Origin of the sequence: Pseudomonas sp. GZD-209, from assembly GCF_049310485.1 — a bacterium.
In the GTDB taxonomy this organism is placed as follows: Bacteria; Pseudomonadota; Gammaproteobacteria; order Pseudomonadales; family Pseudomonadaceae; genus Aquipseudomonas; species Aquipseudomonas sichuanensis.
The window spans coordinates 31978-51665 of the sequence record NZ_JBMOWQ010000151.1; the positions used below are offsets into that span (position 1 = coordinate 31978).

At 59.4% G+C, this 19688-nt stretch carries 25 protein-coding genes and 1 pseudogene; 16 read left to right on the forward strand and 10 right to left on the reverse strand.

The genetic code is table 11. The features are described 5' to 3' along the window. Nucleotides 1–5 precede the first annotated feature (5 nt). From ACO6VM_RS17940 to ACO6VM_RS17965, 6 genes are all read right to left on the reverse strand, one after another. Nucleotides 6–800 (reverse strand): hypothetical protein, encoded by a 795-nt coding sequence (locus ACO6VM_RS17940; protein ID WP_422403581.1) that lies wholly within the window; start codon nt 798–800, stop codon nt 6–8. Continuing rightward, nucleotides 797–1126 (reverse strand): hypothetical protein, encoded by a 330-nt coding sequence (locus tag ACO6VM_RS17945; RefSeq protein ID WP_422403582.1) that lies wholly within the window; start codon nt 1124–1126, stop codon nt 797–799. Before ACO6VM_RS17945 ends, ACO6VM_RS17940 begins: the two co-directional genes overlap by 4 nt. After that, complete coding sequence (locus tag ACO6VM_RS17950) at nt 1110–1304, reverse strand: hypothetical protein (protein WP_422403583.1); 195 nt, start codon at nt 1302–1304, stop codon at nt 1110–1112. Before ACO6VM_RS17950 ends, ACO6VM_RS17945 begins: the two co-directional genes overlap by 17 nt. Beyond that, on the reverse strand, nt 1301–1654 hold the full coding sequence (gene csrA, locus ACO6VM_RS17955) for a carbon storage regulator CsrA (RefSeq protein WP_422403584.1): 354 nt from the start codon (nt 1652–1654) through the stop codon (nt 1301–1303). The genes ACO6VM_RS17950 and csrA overlap by 4 nt, the downstream gene beginning before the upstream one ends. 90 nt (nt 1655–1744) lie before the next feature. Then, nucleotides 1745–2128, reverse strand: coding sequence for a response regulator transcription factor (locus ACO6VM_RS17960; RefSeq protein ID WP_422403585.1), 384 nt, complete (start codon nt 2126–2128; stop codon nt 1745–1747). Between the two features lie 136 nt (nt 2129–2264). Further along, a complete protein-coding gene (locus ACO6VM_RS17965; RefSeq protein WP_422403586.1) occupies nt 2265–2999 on the reverse strand; it encodes a LexA family protein in 735 nt (244 codons plus the stop codon). Between the two features lie 106 nt (nt 3000–3105). On the opposite strand from ACO6VM_RS17965, the gene ACO6VM_RS17970 reads away from it, so the two are divergent. The 15 genes and pseudogenes from ACO6VM_RS17970 (at nt 3106) to ACO6VM_RS18040 (ending at nt 12719) form a co-directional block, all read left to right on the forward strand. Next, a complete protein-coding gene (locus tag ACO6VM_RS17970) occupies nt 3106–3402 on the forward strand; it encodes a Cro/CI family transcriptional regulator (RefSeq protein ID WP_422403587.1) in 297 nt (98 codons plus the stop codon). A gap of 544 nt (nt 3403–3946) precedes the next feature. Then, entirely contained in the window at nt 3947–4345 is a 399-nt protein-coding gene (locus tag ACO6VM_RS17975) for a hypothetical protein (protein WP_422403588.1), read from the forward strand. Continuing rightward, nucleotides 4342–4614 (forward strand): hypothetical protein, encoded by a 273-nt coding sequence (locus ACO6VM_RS17980; protein WP_422403589.1) that lies wholly within the window; start codon nt 4342–4344, stop codon nt 4612–4614. The genes ACO6VM_RS17975 and ACO6VM_RS17980 overlap by 4 nt, the downstream gene beginning before the upstream one ends. Beyond that, nucleotides 4611–5381, forward strand: a complete 771-nt coding sequence (locus ACO6VM_RS17985; protein ID WP_422403590.1) for a Bro-N domain-containing protein — start codon at nt 4611–4613, stop codon at nt 5379–5381. The genes ACO6VM_RS17980 and ACO6VM_RS17985 overlap by 4 nt, the downstream gene beginning before the upstream one ends. After that, nucleotides 5378–5656 carry a hypothetical protein gene (locus tag ACO6VM_RS17990; RefSeq protein ID WP_422403591.1) on the forward strand — a complete coding sequence of 93 codons (279 nt, stop codon included), beginning with the start codon at nt 5378–5380 and terminating at the stop codon, nt 5654–5656. The genes ACO6VM_RS17985 and ACO6VM_RS17990 overlap by 4 nt, the downstream gene beginning before the upstream one ends. Nucleotides 5657–5660: 4 nt before the next feature. Continuing rightward, nucleotides 5661–6392 carry a helix-turn-helix domain-containing protein gene (locus ACO6VM_RS17995; RefSeq protein ID WP_422403592.1) on the forward strand — a complete coding sequence of 244 codons (732 nt, stop codon included), beginning with the start codon at nt 5661–5663 and terminating at the stop codon, nt 6390–6392. Continuing rightward, nucleotides 6373–7173, forward strand: a complete 801-nt coding sequence (locus ACO6VM_RS18000) for an ATP-binding protein (protein WP_422403593.1) — start codon at nt 6373–6375, stop codon at nt 7171–7173. The genes ACO6VM_RS17995 and ACO6VM_RS18000 overlap by 20 nt, the downstream gene beginning before the upstream one ends. Continuing rightward, nucleotides 7170–8561, forward strand: coding sequence for a replicative DNA helicase (locus tag ACO6VM_RS18005; RefSeq protein ID WP_422403594.1), 1392 nt, complete (start codon nt 7170–7172; stop codon nt 8559–8561). The genes ACO6VM_RS18000 and ACO6VM_RS18005 overlap by 4 nt, the downstream gene beginning before the upstream one ends. Next, the gene (locus ACO6VM_RS18010; protein ID WP_422403595.1) at nt 8548–9756 is read left to right on the forward strand and encodes a tyrosine-type recombinase/integrase; all 1209 of its coding nucleotides are present in this window, start codon (nt 8548–8550) and stop codon (nt 9754–9756) included. The genes ACO6VM_RS18005 and ACO6VM_RS18010 overlap by 14 nt, the downstream gene beginning before the upstream one ends. A 118-nt stretch (nt 9757–9874) precedes the next feature. Then, entirely contained in the window at nt 9875–10168 is a 294-nt protein-coding gene (locus ACO6VM_RS18015; RefSeq protein WP_422403596.1) for a hypothetical protein, read from the forward strand. A 121-nt stretch (nt 10169–10289) separates the two neighbouring features. Continuing rightward, the gene (locus ACO6VM_RS18020; RefSeq protein WP_422403597.1) at nt 10290–10427 is read left to right on the forward strand and encodes a hypothetical protein; all 138 of its coding nucleotides are present in this window, start codon (nt 10290–10292) and stop codon (nt 10425–10427) included. Between the two features lie 139 nt (nt 10428–10566). Then, nucleotides 10567–10800, forward strand: a complete 234-nt coding sequence (locus tag ACO6VM_RS18025) for a hypothetical protein (protein WP_346647877.1) — start codon at nt 10567–10569, stop codon at nt 10798–10800. Nucleotides 10801–10940: 140 nt separating this feature from the next. Beyond that, on the forward strand, nt 10941–11267 hold the full coding sequence (locus ACO6VM_RS18030) for an HNH endonuclease (RefSeq protein ID WP_422403598.1): 327 nt from the start codon (nt 10941–10943) through the stop codon (nt 11265–11267). 335 nt (nt 11268–11602) lie between these two features. After that, nucleotides 11603–11965: pseudogene (locus ACO6VM_RS18035) on the forward strand (cytochrome b); the annotation flags it as partial. A gap of 205 nt (nt 11966–12170) precedes the next feature. Next, complete coding sequence (locus tag ACO6VM_RS18040) at nt 12171–12719, forward strand: 3'-5' exoribonuclease domain-containing protein (protein WP_422403612.1); 549 nt, start codon at nt 12171–12173, stop codon at nt 12717–12719. On the opposite strand, the gene ACO6VM_RS18045 is transcribed toward ACO6VM_RS18040, so the two are convergent. The 4 genes from ACO6VM_RS18045 to ACO6VM_RS18060 are packed head-to-tail and all read right to left on the reverse strand — an operon-like array spanning nt 12716 to nt 17394. Then, nucleotides 12716–13207 (reverse strand): Mov34/MPN/PAD-1 family protein, encoded by a 492-nt coding sequence (locus tag ACO6VM_RS18045; protein ID WP_422403599.1) that lies wholly within the window; start codon nt 13205–13207, stop codon nt 12716–12718. The genes ACO6VM_RS18040 and ACO6VM_RS18045 overlap by 4 nt on opposite strands. Further along, on the reverse strand, nt 13204–14988 hold the full coding sequence (locus ACO6VM_RS18050) for a HesA/MoeB/ThiF family protein (protein ID WP_422403600.1): 1785 nt from the start codon (nt 14986–14988) through the stop codon (nt 13204–13206). The genes ACO6VM_RS18045 and ACO6VM_RS18050 overlap by 4 nt, the downstream gene beginning before the upstream one ends. Further along, entirely contained in the window at nt 14972–16219 is a 1248-nt protein-coding gene (locus tag ACO6VM_RS18055; protein WP_422403601.1) for a nucleotidyltransferase domain-containing protein, read from the reverse strand. The genes ACO6VM_RS18050 and ACO6VM_RS18055 overlap by 17 nt, the downstream gene beginning before the upstream one ends. After that, nucleotides 16219–17394, reverse strand: a complete 1176-nt coding sequence (locus ACO6VM_RS18060; protein ID WP_422403602.1) for an SAVED domain-containing protein — start codon at nt 17392–17394, stop codon at nt 16219–16221. Before ACO6VM_RS18060 ends, ACO6VM_RS18055 begins: the two co-directional genes overlap by 1 nt. Before the next feature lie 658 nt (nt 17395–18052). Between ACO6VM_RS18060 and ACO6VM_RS18065 the strand changes: the two genes are divergently transcribed. Further along, the gene (locus ACO6VM_RS18065; protein ID WP_422403603.1) at nt 18053–19663 is read left to right on the forward strand and encodes a response regulator; all 1611 of its coding nucleotides are present in this window, start codon (nt 18053–18055) and stop codon (nt 19661–19663) included. The last annotated feature ends 25 nt before the right edge of the window (nt 19664–19688 follow it).

Below are 19688 nucleotides of genomic sequence, written 5' to 3' on the forward strand. Positions count from 1 at the left end.
GAGCCTCAATCGACACTGTGGTTCGACGCCTGATGCGTCAGGTTCTGGTTGTTACGCTGGTCTGTCACGACAGTGCCAGCAGCCAGAGCCGCGAGCTCCGCTATCAGGGCCTCAGTCCGGCCGTAGAGCTTGCCAGTATCCTCGTTCACGAACCGCTCGAGCACGGTGGCCACCGCCACCTGGTTGGCCAGGCCGCGTAGGACCGCCTCGGTGACCGGTGCATCGGTCGACAGTGCATGCACGAAAGTTTCCTGGCTGATCAGCAGCGTGCGCACCGGGCGGATGCCCTTGCACTTGCTAGACCAGTTGGTGTCAGGCACGCACCAGGGCAGCATGTGCAGGCACCGGGAGCTCCCAGCGGTGGGTTTCTGTGTGCTGTCCCAGTACTCCTGTGGCGCAAAGGCCTGCGCAGGCCCGCCAGCACCATCCGCCGGCCAATGCTTACCCCAGTCCGTTAGCTGCAGGAGATTGGCCCTCATCACCTGCAGCTGCTCGATGCTCGGAAGGTGCCAGTCGCTGGGGGCGCGGATTGTCATGCCCAGGATCTTCTTGGCAATCGAGCTTCCGGCCTCGGCCATTCCCTGAGTGTTCACCCGGCCATCGAAGTAAGACTTTGCAACACGGACATTCAGGCGTGGGCCAGGCAGGTTCCACCACTGAGCCTCAGCCTCGAACTCGCGCCCTGCATCGATGACGGCATGCTCGGCGCCGTCGAAGAAGATACGCCCCGCGAAGAGCCGGCCCGCCAGTGGCTGGCCGACAGCGGTTAGGGCGGCAGGGCTGATTGCTCGACGTTTCATTGCAAGGCCTCCTTCAGCTCCTTGATCACCGACTGGATGCCAGCCGCATAGCTGCCGGGCCGATCCACTGCAGCACCGGCCAAGCGCCCTGTCACCACGGCAACTGGGGAGGCGCGGAGCGATGCGACCATGTCGACTGCCCAGTTTCGCCCCTCCAGGAACATGAAGTGGTTGATGGGGCCGGTGACGACCACCTCCAGGCTGCGCGGCCTGGCGTCCGGCGCCGGCGCGCTAATTTTCGGTGCCTTCGATGTAGGCGCTTTCGCTGGCTTCCCGCTGATCCGCTGGCGGGCTTGTTCCAGCGCCATTTCAGCGAGACTGCCCATGGGTGGCGCCCTCCATTTCGGCAACGGCGCGCAGGCGCAGTGTGATGCCGCACTCCCGGGCCAGCTGATTAAGTCGACCCACGCTGGTGGTGCTGTCCTGCAGAGCCTTGCCGAAGCGCACCAGGCGCTCGCCCAGGTCCTCGAACTCGTTCAGGGTTGGCTTGGGATGGTTGTTCATTGCAGGCCACCTTGCGCCGCGGTGTACCCGGCCAGGAAGACTGCATAGTGGGCGCGCGTGCAGGCGTCGACGAAGCTTTCCCTGCCTTTGACCAGGTGCTCCTCAGCCAGCCCGGAAGGGTTGAGCTGGATGAACAGGTCAACCGGATCGGTGCTGCTGCTGATCAGGGTTGCCGGCAGGGTGCCGCCCTGGTCCACGATCTTGTCGAAGATCTCCTCTCGATGGACCGGCACCCCGGCCGGAGCTTGAATCCCCAGCCTGACCTGGGAGCCCTTCACGCCGAGGATGGTGACGGCAATGTCGGAGTTGATACGGGTGGATTCGCTGATGCGTCGGGTCAAGATCAACAAGGTGAATCTCCTTTTTTCAGGCAAGCCGGGGGCCTACCGCGATTGTTGGCTTTCGCAAAATCAGGGGTGGATCAGGTCAGGCTGCGGGTATCAGGCCGCCGCCATGGCGCACTCGGCGCGCCGGGTCGCTACACGGGTTTCAATCTTTCGCTCGCCGCCGTTACCGCCACGGCGAACTCGCATCACCTGGTTGTCATCGATCATCCCGTGGATGGCCATGATCAGTGCCAGGGTGGTTGCGGCGGGGCTGATTATCTGGCGTCGAAATGCCTCGCCGACCAAGGCGCGAAGGTTGGCCACCTTGAGTTTCAATCTGGCTGAATCAAGGCGCTTTTTCAGCGTTTCCGGGCTAATGCCCATTCTTTTCGCGGCTTCCTTGATAGTGCACCCGCTTGCACAATGAAGAAGACCTTCCAGCTCTCGTGGCGCAAGCAATCCTCCGCTCTCGCCTTGCCATCCTCCGATCACTTGCATTTACGTATCCCTGGTCGTTCGTGTCGAATGAACAATACTGGCGGTTATAAATAAATGTCAATACCAATGGTTGTATTTTTATTGGAGGCACAAAAAAGCCCGCAGATGCGGGCCTCAAGGTTCGAGTGGGTTAGCGTTACAGCTTCATCATTGCGCGGACTACCACACCGATTATCTTGCAGTTTCCGTTAACCTGAATCATCGGATACTCGGGATTTAGCGGCTTCAGGAATTTCCGGCCGGCGTCTTCGATGAACTTCTTGAATGTCGCTTCGTTGCTGTCGGTTAGCTTGGCTACCACCAGCTTGCCGGAGTGAGCCTCTGCCTCGGTATCTACCAGTATCATCATTCCTTCGGTGATGCTGGGCCCGGATGGGGCAGTCATTGAGTCGCCTTTAACCTCAAGCCAAAACGCTACCCCCTTGGACTCATAGTCGGAGATTTCATACCTGTCAGAGTACCCTGGGGGAAAGGGTTCGACAGCTTCAGCCCAATCACCCGCCGCTACCCAGCTGATCACCGGGTAGCGAAATGATATGGCTGGTTGAAGCGCAAGCTTTACGTTGCTGGCTTCAGCTCCGGACCTGGCTTTGGCCCCGATGCGAGCAGCCTCGCTCGTCCAATCGATCTCTTGGGCGAGGCGAGGACTGAACGTTGAAACCGGCACCTCAAGTAGCTTCGCGAACGCCGCAGCGACTCGAGCATTCAGTGGGTTTACTCCGTTCAGGTAGTGACTTACGCCTGCCTGGCTGATCTCGAGCTCATTTGCAATACGCTCCTGAGTGATCTTGCGGTTGGCCCTTGAGGTGAACGCCTGCTTCAACTTGGCGCATTCTTCGGCCTGCTGTGGAGTAAGGGGTCGTTTTTTCATGGGCTTATCCTAGAACCGATGGTAGTAAATTACCAAAACCGAAGGTATAGACATATTTACTACTAGCGGTTATTTTATGTGTCATAAGCCGTTTTCAGGTGACGCTATGACACCCATTCAATTGGCAGATTTCGTTGGTCAGTATGGCCAGGAAGAGGCCGCCAAAAGGCTTGGCACCAGCCAGGCCGCAATCAGCAAAGCCGTCAGAAGTGGCAGGCACATTATCGTGCGTAGCTCTCCAGATGGGCGGTTTGAAGCCTTTGAATTGAAAGCATTTCCAAGCAGCGGCTACCAGGTCGCTCCACGCCCCGACCTTGAGCTGATTATGTCTGCCTTCACCGGTTTTGCAGAGCACCTTAATGGGTCTGTTCATCCATCCAGTGCTGTAGGTGGGACTGTATGAATTCACAGGTGGTTTCCCCCCCTTATGGAAATTCGCCGAAGTGGAGACCATTAGCCGGCGGCCGCAAGCTTCGATTCGAAAGGTTCTGCATGCGGAATCTTTTTGAGGGTGAAGGCCAATCTTTAAGCCCGATTAAAAGGTTTCTCGAGAGAACGGTAGGACAATTTTCTCAGCCTCTCACCGGCCTGCTCGAAATTGGAGATTCCCTGGACACTGTTAGGGAAATGGCTTTCGAAAGACCCGCGCATGCGCGGAAAAAACTCCTGAGGCTTGGCGAAATCAGTGCCCTATGCACCTGCACTAAGAGAGGCAGGGCTTTCACTTTTGAGGGGGTGTGATATGCGCGCACGAAAGTCAATTTCGCTGCCCCGTCCGGGGTAGGTCAGAGCAGCTCTCTGACCGGGGGTTGCACTTTTGGGCTTTGTGCGATGGTGGATTGAAAAACGCCTGACACAAAAAAGCCCAGCCGAAGCTGAGCCTTTAAGCCGCAACCTGTTGGCGCAGGTTGCAAATACCAATCGTCTTTGAGAAAGGAGACGACGAAATGCTGCACCCGAAAAATAACACTCCACCACCGGACCCGCAAGATAGTCAGCCGGAAATCAGGGGTTTCATTTACCACTCGGTCTGCGTCGAATTTGAAGAAATGGAATTCATCAGCTCCTGGGCGCCCTGCATGAATCTTGGTCTCGCCACGGAGCTTTTCGAAATGCTTCAGCCATTGTTCCCAGGCGCTCGGGTTTTCATTCAGGGCTGCGCTGGCCGAGCTGATGAGTTCGAGCGTGTTCAGCTATCGGCCTCTATGCACAAAGACCTGATTCTCTCTTGTCGCGATGCCGAGTATCCGGGCAGGACCTATCTGGAGAGGGTATCAATGTGCCGCGATGGTTGCGCGCCACGACAATCAAACCCATCGAAACGTGATGCGGGAGGTGAGGCATGAGCACTGCTAGCCCATCGGAAGCGCCAGAGCTCAAGGGCAACTCGTTTTTCTTCGATACTGTCTACAAGCTTGTTTGCGGCCAAGCGGCTGCAGATTGCCAGCCACCTGAGGTAGTGCTGGCGCAGGTCATCTACCACGCCAGCTACGAACTGCTCTACAGCGACGACTTCACGCTTGCACATGTCCGGGGACTGGTAGATGCCGCAGCCCTGACGGTAGCCCGAGAGTACGAGGAGGCTGAAAGCTTGGGCGCGGGAGGTGCGGCATGAACCTGGTTCCGTTCAGTTTCAAGGGCGCCCCGATTCGTGTGGTGACCGATGACCTTGGCGAGCCGTGGTTCGTGGCGAAGGACATTGCCGAGCAGTTGGAGTATGTCTGGAATGGCACCAGCCGCATTGAGCATGTTCCTGATCAGTGGCGGGGGGTCACATCCGTTGTGACCCCTTCAGGTAGTCAGCAAATGGCTGTGCTCAGCGAGCAGGGCCTGTATTTCTTCCTGGGCAGATCCGACAAGCCTGGCGCACTTCCTCTGCAAATGTGGGTTGCAGGGGAGGTCATCCCATCGATTCGCAAGACAGGCAGCTATCAGCGGCCGATGACACCTGCTGAGCAGTTGCTGGTGCAGGCGCAGACGATGGTCACGCTTGAGCGTCAGCAGGCCGAGCAGCAAGTGGCGCTGGAGCGTGTCGAGGATCGCACAGCCAGGCTTGAGCAGGTCCGCTATCTCGACTCCGTGCCCAGCGGCTTTGAGACCATCACCTCGATCCGCGACCGCATCAACCACCGTCACGGCCTACCTGTGTGGGTGGTCAATGCGGTGATGCGCGAGGTGTCCGGCGCGCCGCTGCCATTCGCTATGGTGCGCAGCCGGCACGCAGGCGAAGGCGGACAGCCCTTCGCTATCTGGCCCAGAGCAGCAATCACGCGCCGCTTCGATCAGTTCGTTGCGCAGTGCGTGTACGTCACGGCCGAGCGTGCCACTCACCCGGAAATTCCGCAGGACCGTTTCAAGATCAAGTCGAGGTCTACGCGATGATCGACAACACCATCCCGTTTCTCGGTCCTCACCCGACTGACTCGGTTGGGATCAGCGAGGTGGATTTCGAGCTGCTGGCGGAACCCCACCGCGCAACCGCAGCCGGCGGGCACACCTCAGTGGAGGCCAGGGCAAGCCGTCTTCCTGAGTATGATCGCCGGCTGATCTACGAGGCCGCGAAACGTCGACGCGCCGACCTGGAAGACGAGGGCATCGCCCTGGCAGAACCGTACGACCTGTTTGTTCAGCGGATCACCGCTGTGTTGGAGATTTGAGCCCGTGAGCATGGATTTAATGGTCAAGGCCATGAATACCGCAGTTGGCAATCCGCTGCGCAAGCTGGTGCTGATCAAGCTGGCGGACAACGCCAGCGATCAGGGCGAGTGCTGGCCGTCGTATCAACATATCGCTGATCAATGCGAGATCGACCGCAGTACCGTGCGCAAGCACATCAAGCAGTTGGAGGCCCAAGGTCTGCTTCGAATTGAGAATCGGGATGGTCCGAAAGGGAACTCCACCAACCTGTATACCCTGACACTTTCAGGTGTAGGCCGAAACAGCCCCCCTGTAGGCCCAGAAAGCACAGGTGTAGGCCCAGAGCCTAGAGGGGGTGTAGGCCCAGAAAGCACCAGAACCAGTCACTCTTTTGAACCAGTCAAAGAACCTATACCTGTGTGCATTTTCGATGCCGCTGGGTTCGATCAATTCTGGAAGCTGTACCCGAAAAAGAGGAGTCGCAAGGAGGCGCTGAAGGCCTGGAACAAACTCAACCCGACTGTCGACCTGCAGACACTCATGATCGCCGCGCTCGCCAAGCACTGTGCCTCTCGGGACTGGACCAAGGCTGGCGGCCAGTACATCCCGTTGGCCTCGACCTGGCTCAACGGCGAGCGCTGGCACGACGTTGTTCAGCCCGCCGGCCACGCCGCGCACTTTGGGTCATTCAACGACCTGCCGCAACACACCCCTGACATGTACCTGGAGAGCACCGATGGCCGTGCAAATTTCTGATCTGTTCCACCGCGCCCCGGCCAAGCGAGCGTTCACTGGTCAGTGCCCCGCGCATGGCGAGGTCGACATGAGCGAAGTCGAGCAACTGGACGGCTCGCTGCTGGTGCGCGGCTGCAAGCGCTGCCAGTGGGAGGCGCTGCACTTGGCTGCGCGCGATTCCGAGACCTACGCGCTGGCCCAGCGTCAGGCCCGCGCTGAGCGCACCACCGCGGCGCTGATCGGGGCGGGCATCACGCCGCGTTTCGCTGACGCAACGTTCGACGGCTATGTCGCTGACACCGATCAGCAGCGCAAGGCCTTGAGCAAGTGTCGCGATTACGCCGAACACTTCCCGGTGCACTTCCGTGCCGGCCGCTCGCTGCTGCTGACCGGCAACGTCGGTTGCGGCAAGACCCATCTGGCCAGCGCAATTGTGCGCACCGTCGTGGCCGACCAGTGCCGGGCGTTGATCATTCCGGCCAGCGACATCATCAGCCTTGCCCGCGCCTCGATGGTCGCCACCTCGGGCTACACCGACCGGGACGTGGTGCTGCACCTAGGCGGCCTGGACCTGCTGGTGATCGACGAGGTCGGTTGTCAGAAGGGCAGCGAGTACGAGCTGGCGCTGCTGCACGCCATCGTCGACCGCCGGTATCAGGCGGTCCTGCCGACGGTGCTGATCAGCAACCTGGGTGTCGACGGACTGAAGGCCTACATCGGTGACCGCGCCTTGGACCGCCTTCGCCAGAACGGTGGCATGGCGGTTGGCTTCACTTGGTCCTCGATGAGGGCGGTGGCATGAGGGCGTTGTTCAGCGACGAAGCCGAACATGGTGTGCTCGGCGCGGTGCTGCAGGCGGGCCTGCACCAGGATACCGGCCTGGTCGAGGACATCCTCGGCCAGGTGCGAGCCAGTGACTTCTACCGTGACGATAACGCGGCGTTGTTCGAGGCGATGCAGGAATGCCGCGAGCGCAACCTGCCCATCGACCCCGTGACCGTGAGCATGGTGCGCCGCCACCTGCCCAGCAGCGACTCGGTCATGGCCTACGCCGCCGAGCTGGCCCGCAACGTACCCTCGATGGCTAACTGGAAGGCCTACGCCAAGCACGTGAAGGAGTGGGGCGTTATCCGCCACATTCTCGACATTGCCGGCCAGGCCGAGACCATGGTGGAGGCGGGCGCCCCCACCGCCGAGGTGATCGCCACGGCGCAACAGGCCATGGCCGAACTGCGTGACCTGGACGGCGAGACCAAGGGTTTCAAGCGCCTGGACGCGTGGATGGGGGCGGCGGCGCAACTGGTCGATGACAAGTTGAACGGCAACGCACCGGCCTGGCCCGGCACAGGCCTCGACACCTTGGATGAGCTAGTGCAGGGCATCCGCCCGAAGAAGGTGACGGTGATCGCCGGCCTACCCGGCAGCGGCAAGACCACCTTGGCCCTGCAGATCGCCCAGCACAACGCCGTCAAAGAAAAGCAGCCGTGGCTGGTGTTCTCCATCGAAATGCCGGGCGAAGAACTGGGCCTGCGCGCCATTGCTTCGCTGGGCGGCGTGTCCCTCCAGCGGCTGGACAACCCAGACCGGATGCAGGACGACGACTGGGCGCGGATGGTTAGCGCAGTGGCCCAGGCCCAGCAGGCGCCGTTGTTCGTTTGTGATGACCCGGTGCAGACCCCGGCCAGCATCCGCGCCACGGCGCGGCAGTGTCAGCGCGAGCACGGCCTGGCCGGGATCGTGGTCGATTACCTGACGCTGGTGCGCGGCGACCGCGCCGGCCGCAGCCGCAACGAGGAGGTGGGGCAGATCAGCAAGGCGCTGCTGCAAGTGGCCAAGGAACTGGCCATCCCGGTGATCGAGCTGGCGCAGCTGAACCGCGAATCCACCAAGCGGGTGGGCAAGAAACCGCAGTCCAGCGACCTGCGCGACTCCGGCGAGATCGAGGCTGACGCCAGCTGCATCCTGATGGTCCATCGCGACATGGACAGCGAGGAAGGCCAGAACGGCTTGACCGAGATTCTCATGACCAAGTGCCGGCACGCCCGTGTCGGCAGCTGCATCGTCCAGCAGGAGGGGCAATACGGGCGCTTTGCCGACTTTATGGGCTCGCTGCCCTGCGACGACGAGATCGAGGCGGGGCGGGGCAGCTATGCCCAGCGCTACAAGGGAGGGGGCCATGAGCGGTTCTAAAACCCTGACCGTCACCCTCAGCGATGCCGAGATCCGCCGGCACGCCGCCGGCGATGCAAGTCAATTGCGCGATACTCGCCACCGCGAACTGCGCTTCCGTTACTCGACCACCGACCGCACCCGAGGCGCCTGGCACGTGGTGTTTCGCCAGCGCTGGGGCAAGGCCGGGGATTACCCGGGCATCAACACCAAGACCATGCTGGCCACGCTGCCGGCGATCCTGGCGCGCCGGGCGGCCGATGCCAGCGCCAAGTCCACCACCACCAGCTGGACGACCGTGGGCGAGGTGCTGGCGTGGTACCGCGCCCGGATGAACCGGGATCGGGGGCTGTCGGCCAAGCGCAAGGCCAGCGTCAGGTCGGCCTTGGATCGTCACCTGCTGCCGCGCCTGGGGGACCAGCGCCTGGATGCGATCAACAAACAGCTGATAGACCAGCAGCTGATGTGGCCGCTGCAGGAGCGCTACGCCCTGTCCTTCGTGCGTTCGGTCTATGGGGTGCTCGCGGTGGCGTTCCGTCAGGCCCTGCGCCTGGAGCTGCTGGCGGCCAACCCGCTGGCGGCGCTCAAGTTCACCGACTTCGTGCGGACGCGGATCCGGCCCAAGCCGGCGCGGCTGCGCGGAGATGATGTGCCGGGCCTGCTGGCGCGGCTGAACCAACGCTTCGAGGTCGAGCCGGCGGGCAGCATGCTGGCGTTGATGATGCTATGCCACGGCTCGCGCTTGGGGGAGACCCGGCTGGCGCGCTGGCGTCATCTCAATCTCGACGCGGGGCGCTGGTTCATCCCGGCGGGCGACACCAAGACCAAGGCCGAGCACACGCTGCCACTGACCGCCCAGGCCTGTGCGCTGCTACGCCGCTACCAGCATTTGCAGACCGCCCAGGGCTACGCGGGTCCGTTGCTGTTCCCCGGCAGCCACGGTGCGCCGTTGAGCCCGAGCAAGGCCAGCACCCTGTTCACCGACCTGGCCCAGGGCGCGTGGTCGAGCCACGATCTGCGCAAGTTAGCCCGCACGGCCTGGACCGACCTGGGGGTGGACTACATGGTCGGTGAGCTGCTGCTCAACCACGCCATGAAGGATCTGGACGCCACCTATATCCACACCACCGCCGAGGCCCTAAAACGCCGCGCCCTGGAGGCCTGGCATCAGCAGCTCGACCAGCACGGCTTTACTGTGCTGCACACCGAGACATAGCCGAGACAGGAAACTCCGTCATTGCCCGCCGACGCCAGTGCCGACGCGGGCTGTGGCGTTTTTCAGGATCCATCCCAAGGGAGGATGCGCAATCAAGATTCAGAGCCAGGAGGTGGCCATGAATAACGTCGCAGCGGCTCTACCGCGCAAGAGCTTGACCCCAGTCGAGCGGGAGTTCCTGAAGCAGGGCAATCGCATGCTGCTCAATCAATCCAATGGCCGGATCGGCGGCTACTTCGGTGCCGCTGAGCTGATGGGCCGGGCATGGACGCAAACAGCGGGTTTCTCGGCCTTTGTCTGCGGCGTTCTGTGTGTGGTCACGTTCTCCGGCTTGCTGGAGTGGATGCAGACCGGCCAGATGCCGCGCTGGCTGCAATGGGTCTTCCGCCTGCCAGCCAGGAAGGAGGGTTGAATGGTTGCCGTTATCCAGGCTGCCTTGTGCGCCGTCATCTTCGTGATGATTGGTCTACGCTACCGGCCGTATCCCGGTGCCCGTTACAAGTTAGGGCTGGGCCGCGTGCGCGATGCAGTTCGTGAGCCTGATCGGCCGCATGATGCTGCACGACGACTTCGCCGACGCGTCCTGGTTCAACACCGCGTTCTACTTGCTCGCTGCCATTCTGGTTTGTAGAGCTAAAGGAAACGTCGCCAAAATCGTGAGAGTCGATTGATCGCGCCACCGTTCACGCCCGTCTCGTTTCAAGGCGCGCGAGGCAACATGTCTATCATTCAATTGAGGCCTAAGGGCGCGGTCGAAAAGCACCCGGTTGGGTTTCCGCTACGTTGACAGTTCACGTAAGGAATTCAGACATGGCAGACAAATATGTTGGGAAGGTCGTTGGAGTTGGCACGGATAATTTGGAGTACGTGATCAACATCTACCAGGATGAGGTCGTTGAGCGATCATCAAGCGGGATGATTCGACATGAAGGGCTGAAGCATTTCGAAATACGCACGGGTGGCGCTGTGAGGAGGATCTCCGAAGCTGAGTACGAGATCGTGGCTACGGGAGTGAAGGTCACTATTCGTGATGGTGAAGGCTAAGAGCGTCGGCCTTTATGCGAGCATTTGGCATGGAGTGTCGCATGGCAACGCACTATCCCTGACTTGGTGGTTTAGATGGCGTGGTAAAGCCTAGCGGCCACTCCGGACCACTCTTGTCGCGCAATGCGCAGGAGTGACAGATGTCCGTGTCATTGAGTGATAGAGAGAAACAGCCCAGACCTTACGATTACCAGTGGCAGCAAGCTCGCGAGGGCTGGTTGCGCAAGAACCCGCTCTGCGTGCGCTGTAAGCAGTCAGGCATCAACAAGTCGGCCACCGTCGTCGACCACATCCAGCCACACCGCGGTGACATGGCCCTCTTCCGGGATCGGACCAACTGGCAGTCGCTCTGCACCAACAGCCACAGCTCTTACAAGCAGCGCCTGGAGAAGTCAGGCCGTGAGGTTGTGTGCGACGTCAGCGGCAGGCCGCTGAACCCACGGCACCACTGGAACCGGCCATCCTGAGGACTTCCAGGCGCTGCGGGACCCATGACAGGGGTAGGGGGGGTGAAAATGTTTTCCGCAAAACCTTTCTTGACCGATCGCCCTTCTCCGTGCGCATACCCGCGAAATGAAATGATTTTTTTTGAGACCAAAAATGGCCGGGAGAAGACCCACCCCGACAGAGCTGAAGCTTGTCAGAGGGAACCCCGGCAAGCGTGCTATCAGCAAGAAAGAACTCCAACCAGCCAGACGCATCCCCAGCGCCCCGACACATTTGACTTGTGAAGGACAGGTGGCCTGTAGTTGCCTGACGGTGCTGCTTGACCATATGGGGGGGCTCACCGAGGCAGATGGGTTTCGCGTTGGTATGGGTACGCCTGATTGGTCTGCTGAGCTCACGTCCTCCCATCCTGCCCACGCCACCTGCCTTGCAGGTGGTGATGGCCAGCATCACGCACCTGGCCTTGTACGGTTTGATGATCGTTACTCCGCTGTTAGCCTGGCTGATGCTGAGCGCTGCGGGTAAGCCGTTACCGTACTGGGGCATCACTCTGCCTTCGCCTGTTCCTGTCGATCCTGCTTTGGCCAGAACACTGAAGGACTGGCATGAGCTGGTATGTAACGCTGGTTACGCACTGATTGGTTTTCATGCTTGCGCAGGCCTGGCACACCACTACTTGATCAAGGACAACACCCTCAGGCGCATGCTGCCACGGTGATACGGGCTACCTCACTGCAGACAGGTCAGGCGCTGGCTCTAGAAAGGGATGCTGCTGTTCATCAGTGACAGCTGTGGGTCGACAGGGGCCACTCTCGACAGACTGCTATCGACCCGAAGCGGACTCTCACGGCTACTTCTCCATCGAGTTGGAGGTGTTAGCCTTGTTCAACTCCCAACATACTTTTCGAAATATAAGGTGCAAGATAATGAGCGATGAGCTTTATGTTTCCGTCGATGTCGAGACTTCGGGGCCTGTACCAGGCATCTATAGCTTGCTTTCCATCGGCGCTTGCGTTGTCTCTGAGCCAGCTCAGTCAATCTATCTCGAGCTCCAGCCGGACGGCCTACAACACGACCCGGAGGCTGTCGCCGTAACTGGCCTTGACCTCACCAGGCTCGAAACCGAAGGGCTAGCCCCACAGACGGCGATGCTCAAGCTGGAGCAGTGGTTGAACCAGGTATGTTCGACAGATCAGAAAGTCGTTTTCGTGGGGCTGAATGCCCCGTTTGACTGGTCGTTCATCAACTACTACTTCCACAAGTATTCTGGGACGAACCCCTTTGGGTTCTCCGCACTCGACATGAAGGCGTATTACATGGGGGTTACCGGGTGCCGCTGGAGGGAAACTAAATCCTCCCAAATGACCGCTCGTTTCACCCCCAAAAGCGCACCCAACCATAATGCGTTGGACGATGCACGATTCCAGGGCGAGCTTTTCGCTCTCATGCTGGCAGAGGCACGTAACCACTAACCTGGCCAACTGCCCCAGACGGCTTCAACATAACGCCCATCCCTGAAAGACCAAGCCTTTATGCCTTCGTGGCTGCTGCAGTTTCCCACGATGATGGCCAGCGGGTGCGGCAGCTGTTGGGTGTAGTACGTGGCGAACCTGGAAAAGCTCCCGATATCAGTGGGCGAGATCATGGGGATGCTTTGTGGGTGCGTATGCCAGTACCCCACCAGGCGGAGACCTGCGGCGTTAGCGTGCTCAATTTCCTTTCGACAGCGATGAGCATTCAAATCCAGCCAGGTCCTACCAGCCCGATCCTCTTTATGAGGAGGAGTCGCCAAGGCCAGTACCAATCCGGCAGCACCTGAGGGATCGACGAATAGCTGTCCTCCACGCTCTACATCAAAGTGCTTCTGTCTGTAGCTCTCCAGCAGGCTCGCCACCTCCTGCGATACCAACAGAGGAGTGTTTAGCCCAGGCCAGGTCCATCTCCAAGCGATCGCCGTCATTTACTTCTCTCCGATGCATCCGGCCAATCGCGCTCCAGCTGGGCCTGCTGCATTCCGGCAGGTAGCGCAGGCCCGAGGTAGTTACCTCCCAGCGTAACCACGTCATCAGGTCTATTGATGCTGCTGACCCAGCTCGGGGTTCCGATATTGCCACTCAACACTCGCAATGCAGCTTGAGAAACCATCGAAGCAACGTTCACCATCCCAAGTGAGCCTCCTGGGATGAAACTCTCCCCGCAGGCGGGAAGGGCGACGACCCCACCTTCCGGCCACTCGGTGAACTTGTGCTTAAAATCACCGCTATCTGTAAACAGACCCCGAGCATCAAATGCACCAGATGGTGCAAGGAGCACATGCCCCACCTGTGTATGAGGCTCACTCCAAGCCTGGAGTAAACCCCAGGAGGTGCCATTCGACTTGGTCCCCCACAGCGCCACCTCCGACTGCCAGTCCGCAGTAGTAACCACTACCAGATCTGCTTTATCAAAAACCTCGGGATTCTTATACATCACCACTTCAGCGAAGGTGGCGAACGCCGCGACTTCCGTAGAGGGCAGGTCTTTGCGAATTTTTACCTGAAGCGCTTCGGCCTTGGGGAGACCGAGATCATCGGCACCGAGCACATGTCTGCCAAGATTTGCCGAGACCAAGTGGTCCGGGTCAATAAGTGTCAGATGACCAACACCCGAACGCGCCAACTGTAGGGCAACGGTGCTACCCAAGGAACCTACCCCAACGCAAACGACGCGAGCCCCTTCTAGTTTCTGCGCCACGCCACTGAGGTCACGGGACAAAATTTCTGTCCGATCCAGCACATCTAGCGTCGTTGCTCGGATCAGAACTGGGGGATGATTGACTGCAATTGCAGGCCGACGCCGCGCTGATCGCAGGTAAAACTTCGATCCTCGATCCAGCTGTGGGCCATATGCGCGAACGTTCAGGCAGTAGATTGGGGCGCTGGCATCCCCGGGTAGCTCCAAAGCGATCCAGCGGTTGGGCAGTGAGCCACGCTCATTGAACCAAGCCACCAGCTGCGTTCTGTCATTAGGAGCAAGATGCGGTAAAAGCCAAGTGAGCAGTAGCTCAGGGGCGGGAAGACGCAGGTCCGGATAGCTCCGAAGCTTTGCGTAGAAACCTGGGGCCTCCGGTGCTCGCATCCTTGGCGATCGGCCAATCGTCCGCAGGCAGTGTCTTTTCAGAGATGCCAGATCCGTGGCGAGCCAGACTGTTTCTTGGCCAGATGGTAATGTTTGTCGAGGATCGCTAAGGGCATACAGCTTCGAGGCAGCTTGAGGGCGATCCAAAAGAATAAGGTTCTGTAGAGATAGCCCTTGCTGCCTAGACCAGTACGATGTGATTTCGCGGCGAAATTCGGCATCCCGGATAGCCGCACATGAACCCATCCGTGACAAATTTACGATCTTGCCTAACCGCGCCAGGCTATCCGACACCACATATTCAGGGGTGCCCATCACTGGGCGCTCTTGGAAACCATGCAGGCAGAGCCCGACTTCCATAGCGTGAGGCCATACAAGCCATGGCGAGGGCTCGACTGTTAGCCTCAACCCACCGCGGGGGAAATTCTTGGGAAAGCTGATGCGTAGCCGCCGCTCCGTGCCCGTATAGTCAACTGGCAGAGGAAAGCAGTAGCTCGCAGCTTCGCCGGTCCGAGCGACTGCGGGCTGAAGCAGTGCGTGTGCGGCATCTCCGCCAAGAGCGCCTCGCAGCGCGGCTATACCACGCTGCAGAGACGTATCCGTTTGATCAACCAAGACGTCCAACTGGCTTCACATCCTCTTGAGAGCTCGCGGTCCCGCTCACACCGCCAAACATGGTGCCCATTAACGTGGCGTTTCGGGTGGTGCCATCAGGCCGGCCAGGCATCGTCCAGTGAGGGGGAATTTCATTATTCACTGCTGCGATGAACGCTGGTCCCATGCCAAATTTAGTTTTAACTTCCTCAGCAAAGGACTCTGCGGACATGCTCTCAAGTCCCATAGATACGGATGCGCCGGCACTCTCATGCCACTCCTGGAATGCACGGCGATAGACATGTCCCTCGCTTGGTCTGTTCCACTTCTCCGCGAAGTTTTCACCGCTGTCGGCGGGGTTGCAGACAAAGCACTCATTACCCAGGCGTTTGATGTGATTTGGCATCCTTCGAACGATCTCAAGAATCGCATCCAGCGGGCGAATCGGTGTCGATTGAGACTCTTTTGCCACATCAAGATAGGCGTGAGTAGCTAGGGTTGTGATGACTGCTGAAATGGGGCGGTGGCTCGCATTTTTTGTGCGGATGGCCCATTCATCACGGTGCCGTTTTAGCAGTTTGATCGTCGCCCGCAGCGGATCCTGATCGAGATACTCGTCGTACTTCGGTAACGGGGCCTGAGTTGCCGCATCATAGGCGCGCTCGTTTTTCGCGACGACCAGATTCTCCAGCGAAATCGTCTGCTTCGAAGCCACTTGTAGCCAGTTGGAGTAGGGAATCGGGCTGCTCGCCTTCCACCCAGTCTCCCGATCCGGTACTTCCAGTTTACCTTCGCCATTGCCTTGAGAATTTCCACTGATGGCACGTGCTGGCGTGACATCGATGTGGAATCCGGGGTTTTCGTCCGCATAGATGATCCGGATGCCCCGGCGTAGTTGCCTGATTTCCTCCTGGACGCGGCTGCCAGCCTTGAAGCGTTCCTCAATGGCATCCAGAACCTCTCGAGCTCCAGCACCCTGGGCATGAGGTAGCCAAATAATGGCGTCCGCGTCGATGGTGTCCAGATTCTCTGGGGCGCCAGAAACGGGCTTGATCGTAGTCTTCAGGCGCATGGAGCCTTGGACAAAAATGTGTGCCTCCGCCAGTAGCGGATTGTCGGAAGCGTTGAGGATCTTCTCAAGCTGGGAGTATCGGTCGTTGATCTTCTCGTACTGTGCCCCCGACAGTGAGATCTCCTTTGCGGCGCGGAGCAGAAAGTGTTCCCAGCTTCCGCGCTTGGTCTGTTCATTGCTCATGGACATCAACGAACCTCCTGGACTTGGTGGCCCAACTGTAGTGTTGGCGTGAACCTATTTTGGTTGTCTTTATCTCGATCAAAAATCAGGTAAGTGTGTTGGTGTTGCGTAGTAAGCAACGCCCCGAACTCAATTGCCAAAGCAGCGGGAATCGCCGCAAACACATGGATTGTGTCTGCAGTCATGGCCTCAAGCCGGCTCAAGTGTGTTTGTAGAGCGTCGCGAAACGCGTGTATCACTCGACGGTTCTGAACCATCGCATAGCTAGGCATTGGGATGCTCAGCTCAGCGATACGCGCACCAGGTAGTGCCTCTTCGACATCGCGAGCTGGGACTTGCGCGGAGATAGACAACACCAGAGCCAGCGGGCCTCCCCCATCCAATGGCGGGGTGAACACAAACTCGGGAGGTTCGGCTGACTGGTCAGGCCAACGTAGTTGGTGTTCGCGATTGAACGAGAAAAGCAGGCGCTTGGATCGATCACCTAAGGACTGTCCCAGCATGATCAGCGCAGGGATGTCTGCCACACCCACTACGGCGAGCGCAGGAGCATCACCGTAGGCTCCTCCGCGGCGCTTTAGCTGCCGATCTAATTCGTGTTGAATGCTGTCCTTGATGCTCTGCCAATAGTGAGTATCCCTGCCACGATGGCTCGGGGCCGGAAACGTGATCTTGATGGGATGATCGAATGCAGTCAGTCCCTCTGAGGACATTGCCACCAACAGATCACGAACGGGGATGTCGTTGTTCGTTGCAAAATGCTGGCTTAGGACAACTACTGGAATCGCTCTTCCACCATCAGGAGTGGTTGCCGCCAGTCGAACTCGCTCCAGGTACGCTTGGTGCAGGCCGCTAAGATCGCTTTCTGGGTATCCATCAGCATCCCGATCAATTTTGTCATGGCAGCCAGGGCAGAGAAGCATGAGATTGGCTGGGTCGTTGGTAAGCGACGCGGCCTTGGTTTCGTCATAGTCAGATCGACCCCGCGGGCCCTTTGGGCTAGCTGGCAGGATATGTGCTACCTCGCCCCATTTCATTGGCTGACCTGCACGGTAGTCGTACATGAGATCGGTGCCGCACAGCTCACAATGGCCTGCAGCCTGAGTCCAAACGACACGCTTTGTCATATCGTCGGTGTCATAGCGACGGGTCGCAACACTGGTTTTTTCTTGTTTTCCCATGAAGCCTCCTTGAAGCATCAGAACTACTGATGCGTACTGGCCATTTGAGGTCAGATAAGGTCGCTAAGTCGGAATTCAAGCCCGGAGAAGCGAAGCTGAAAAAATAAAATTCCGACACCCCCTGCCGTCGGTTGCGGGTAGCTACCGCACGCATGACTAGCCACCTCCAGGATTTCGCTCCGTTCAGCAACTAGCGTCTAGACAGGCTCCGTGATGCCCGAGACCGAGAGAGTGACGGTCTCGAGGCGAGTCGCCCTTTATTCGTAGATACCTAAAACCTTTGGCCGCAAGCTGCCCCCATGAAGGGCAGCAATGGGTCGAAGGCAGCCCGTGACGAGTGTCTACCTCCGACCCAAAGCGGACGGTCGCAATTGGCTTTTCTACTATCAATGAGGACCACATCCCACGATCGCTCTGCATGAGCTGTCATTCCAACGCCCTTCGAAACAGTGATGGGAGACATCTTTTCAGAACGCGGAGCTTATTTCTAACCAAAGCCATGCCGAGCACAAGCACGCCTGGCAGTGCTGAACGCAACCTGCAACATAGGTTCGCTCGTTGCAGTGGCTTAGCGATCTCCGTCGATAACGGTCACCACGTAGCTCTGAGCTACGCTGGGTTGAACGAGCGAGGGAGCGGCGCGGTGAGCAGAATTTTGGTGGTAGAGGAGCAGACGGTTACCCGTCATGCCCTTCGCTTGCTGCTGGAGGCAGCGGGGCATGAGGTGGTAGCCGAGGCTGACAACGGTGTGGAAGCCTTGCAGTTGGTGCGCCAGCTGCAACCAGCGCTGATGATAATCGGGCTTAACCTGCCACGCCTGAGCGGTCTGGAGTTGCTGCAGCGCCTGCAAGCTCGGGGTGATGCAGTGAAGGTGCTGGTATTTACGGCGCAGCGCTCGGAATATTTCGCCGCTCGTTGCCTGGAAGCCGGCGCCCATGGCTTTGTCAGCAAGCATGAAGACATGGCCGAACTGACCAGGGCGCTGGATGCGGTGTTGCATGGCCACGGTTATTTTCCTAGCCATGTGCTGGGCACCACCCATGCAACCCAGGGCGATGCCCATGTTCTGGCGTTAAAGGCCTTATCGGCGCGCGAACTGGCGGTCTTGCAGGGTGTATGCAAAGGCCTGAGCAATGTGGCCATAGGCGCGCAGTTGGCCCTGAGCGACAAGACCGTCAGCACCTACAAGATCCGCCTCAAGCAGAAACTGCAAGCCACCTCGCAACTTGAGCTGATCGATATCGCCCGCCGCCATGGCCTGGTGGAAAACCACGGCGAGTTGAGCGCAGAGTCGAACGACGAAGACGGCGACACGCAGCGTCTGTTGCGCAAGATGATCGAGGCCCTGCCTTACGCCGTCAGTGTGCGCGACAACGACGCTCGTTTGCTCACCTGCAATGCCGCATACCTGGCGCAGCGCAATGTCACCCTTGATGCCATCCAGGGGCGGCGCGTTGACGAGACGGGCGAGTTGCGCGACGAAGATCCGCAGCTGGTGCAGGCGTGGTTGCTGCAACAGATCCGCGCCGGCGTCGCGTTTTCCCGCGACATTGTCATGACTGTAGCCGGCCAGCCCCATGTGCTGCGCCACTGGGGGCAGCCCTATCACGATCGCGCCGGCAAACAGCTGGGAATGATCCTCGGCAATATGGACATCACCGACCGCGACGAGCAATTGCGTTTGCTGCGCCAGGATGCCGAACAGATGCGCAGCGACTTGCATGAGCGCGATGAACTGTTGGCGTATGTCACTGCCGAGTTGGATGGCCCAATGCGGCGCCTAGTGGCGCAGGTACCTTCGGCCGATAGCGAGCGCATGCTGAGTCTGCTGCAGCATTTGCAGCAGACCAGCGAATTGAATAGCGGCCGCTACCACAGGGTGGCGGCGCCGGTGGATATGCGCGAACTCCTAGGGATGGTGGTTGATCAGGTGCGCGGTTCATGCGTGGGCATTGATCTCGACATTCAAGGGGCGCGTCATCCGCAGGTATGGGTGGATACCCAGGCGGTGAAACAGGTGATTGCGTCCATGCTGGGGCGGGCGATGCCGGGGCCGATTGCTGTGCGCTTGATCGCCAATGGACGCGGCCAGGGGTTGGTAGAGGTGCAGTGCGAGGTGACGGCGGATGTGCGGGTTGCGCAAGCGCCGGAGGGTTTTGAGCTGGTGTTGGCGAGGAAATTGGTCAATCAGATGGCGGGTGAGCTGAGCATCCACAGCCACAACGGCATTACCACGCAGACCGTAAAACTGATGCTGACTCAAGCTTAGGGCGTATATCGCCACAGGCGACATA

Coding starts and splice junctions, on each gene's coding strand:
- ACO6VM_RS17940 (WP_422403581.1), bottom strand. CDS start 800: ATGAAACGTCGAGCAATCAGCCCTGCCGCCCTAACCGCTGTCGGCCAG.
- ACO6VM_RS17945 (WP_422403582.1), bottom strand. CDS start 1,126: ATGGGCAGTCTCGCTGAAATGGCGCTGGAACAAGCCCGCCAGCGGATC.
- ACO6VM_RS17950 (WP_422403583.1), bottom strand. CDS start 1,304: ATGAACAACCATCCCAAGCCAACCCTGAACGAGTTCGAGGACCTGGGC.
- ACO6VM_RS17960 (WP_422403585.1), bottom strand. CDS start 2,128: ATGCAAGTGATCGGAGGATGGCAAGGCGAGAGCGGAGGATTGCTTGCG.
- ACO6VM_RS17965 (WP_422403586.1), bottom strand. CDS start 2,999: ATGAAAAAACGACCCCTTACTCCACAGCAGGCCGAAGAATGCGCCAAG.
- ACO6VM_RS17970 (WP_422403587.1), top strand. CDS start 3,106: ATGACACCCATTCAATTGGCAGATTTCGTTGGTCAGTATGGCCAGGAA.
- ACO6VM_RS17975 (WP_422403588.1), top strand. CDS start 3,947: ATGCTGCACCCGAAAAATAACACTCCACCACCGGACCCGCAAGATAGT.
- ACO6VM_RS17980 (WP_422403589.1), top strand. CDS start 4,342: ATGAGCACTGCTAGCCCATCGGAAGCGCCAGAGCTCAAGGGCAACTCG.
- ACO6VM_RS17985 (WP_422403590.1), top strand. CDS start 4,611: ATGAACCTGGTTCCGTTCAGTTTCAAGGGCGCCCCGATTCGTGTGGTG.
- ACO6VM_RS17990 (WP_422403591.1), top strand. CDS start 5,378: ATGATCGACAACACCATCCCGTTTCTCGGTCCTCACCCGACTGACTCG.
- ACO6VM_RS18000 (WP_422403593.1), top strand. CDS start 6,373: ATGGCCGTGCAAATTTCTGATCTGTTCCACCGCGCCCCGGCCAAGCGA.
- ACO6VM_RS18005 (WP_422403594.1), top strand. CDS start 7,170: ATGAGGGCGTTGTTCAGCGACGAAGCCGAACATGGTGTGCTCGGCGCG.
- ACO6VM_RS18010 (WP_422403595.1), top strand. CDS start 8,548: ATGAGCGGTTCTAAAACCCTGACCGTCACCCTCAGCGATGCCGAGATC.
- ACO6VM_RS18015 (WP_422403596.1), top strand. CDS start 9,875: ATGAATAACGTCGCAGCGGCTCTACCGCGCAAGAGCTTGACCCCAGTC.
- ACO6VM_RS18025 (WP_346647877.1), top strand. CDS start 10,567: ATGGCAGACAAATATGTTGGGAAGGTCGTTGGAGTTGGCACGGATAAT.
- ACO6VM_RS18030 (WP_422403598.1), top strand. CDS start 10,941: ATGTCCGTGTCATTGAGTGATAGAGAGAAACAGCCCAGACCTTACGAT.
- ACO6VM_RS18045 (WP_422403599.1), bottom strand. CDS start 13,207: ATGACGGCGATCGCTTGGAGATGGACCTGGCCTGGGCTAAACACTCCT.
- ACO6VM_RS18055 (WP_422403601.1), bottom strand. CDS start 16,219: ATGTCCATGAGCAATGAACAGACCAAGCGCGGAAGCTGGGAACACTTT.
- ACO6VM_RS18060 (WP_422403602.1), bottom strand. CDS start 17,394: ATGGGAAAACAAGAAAAAACCAGTGTTGCGACCCGTCGCTATGACACC.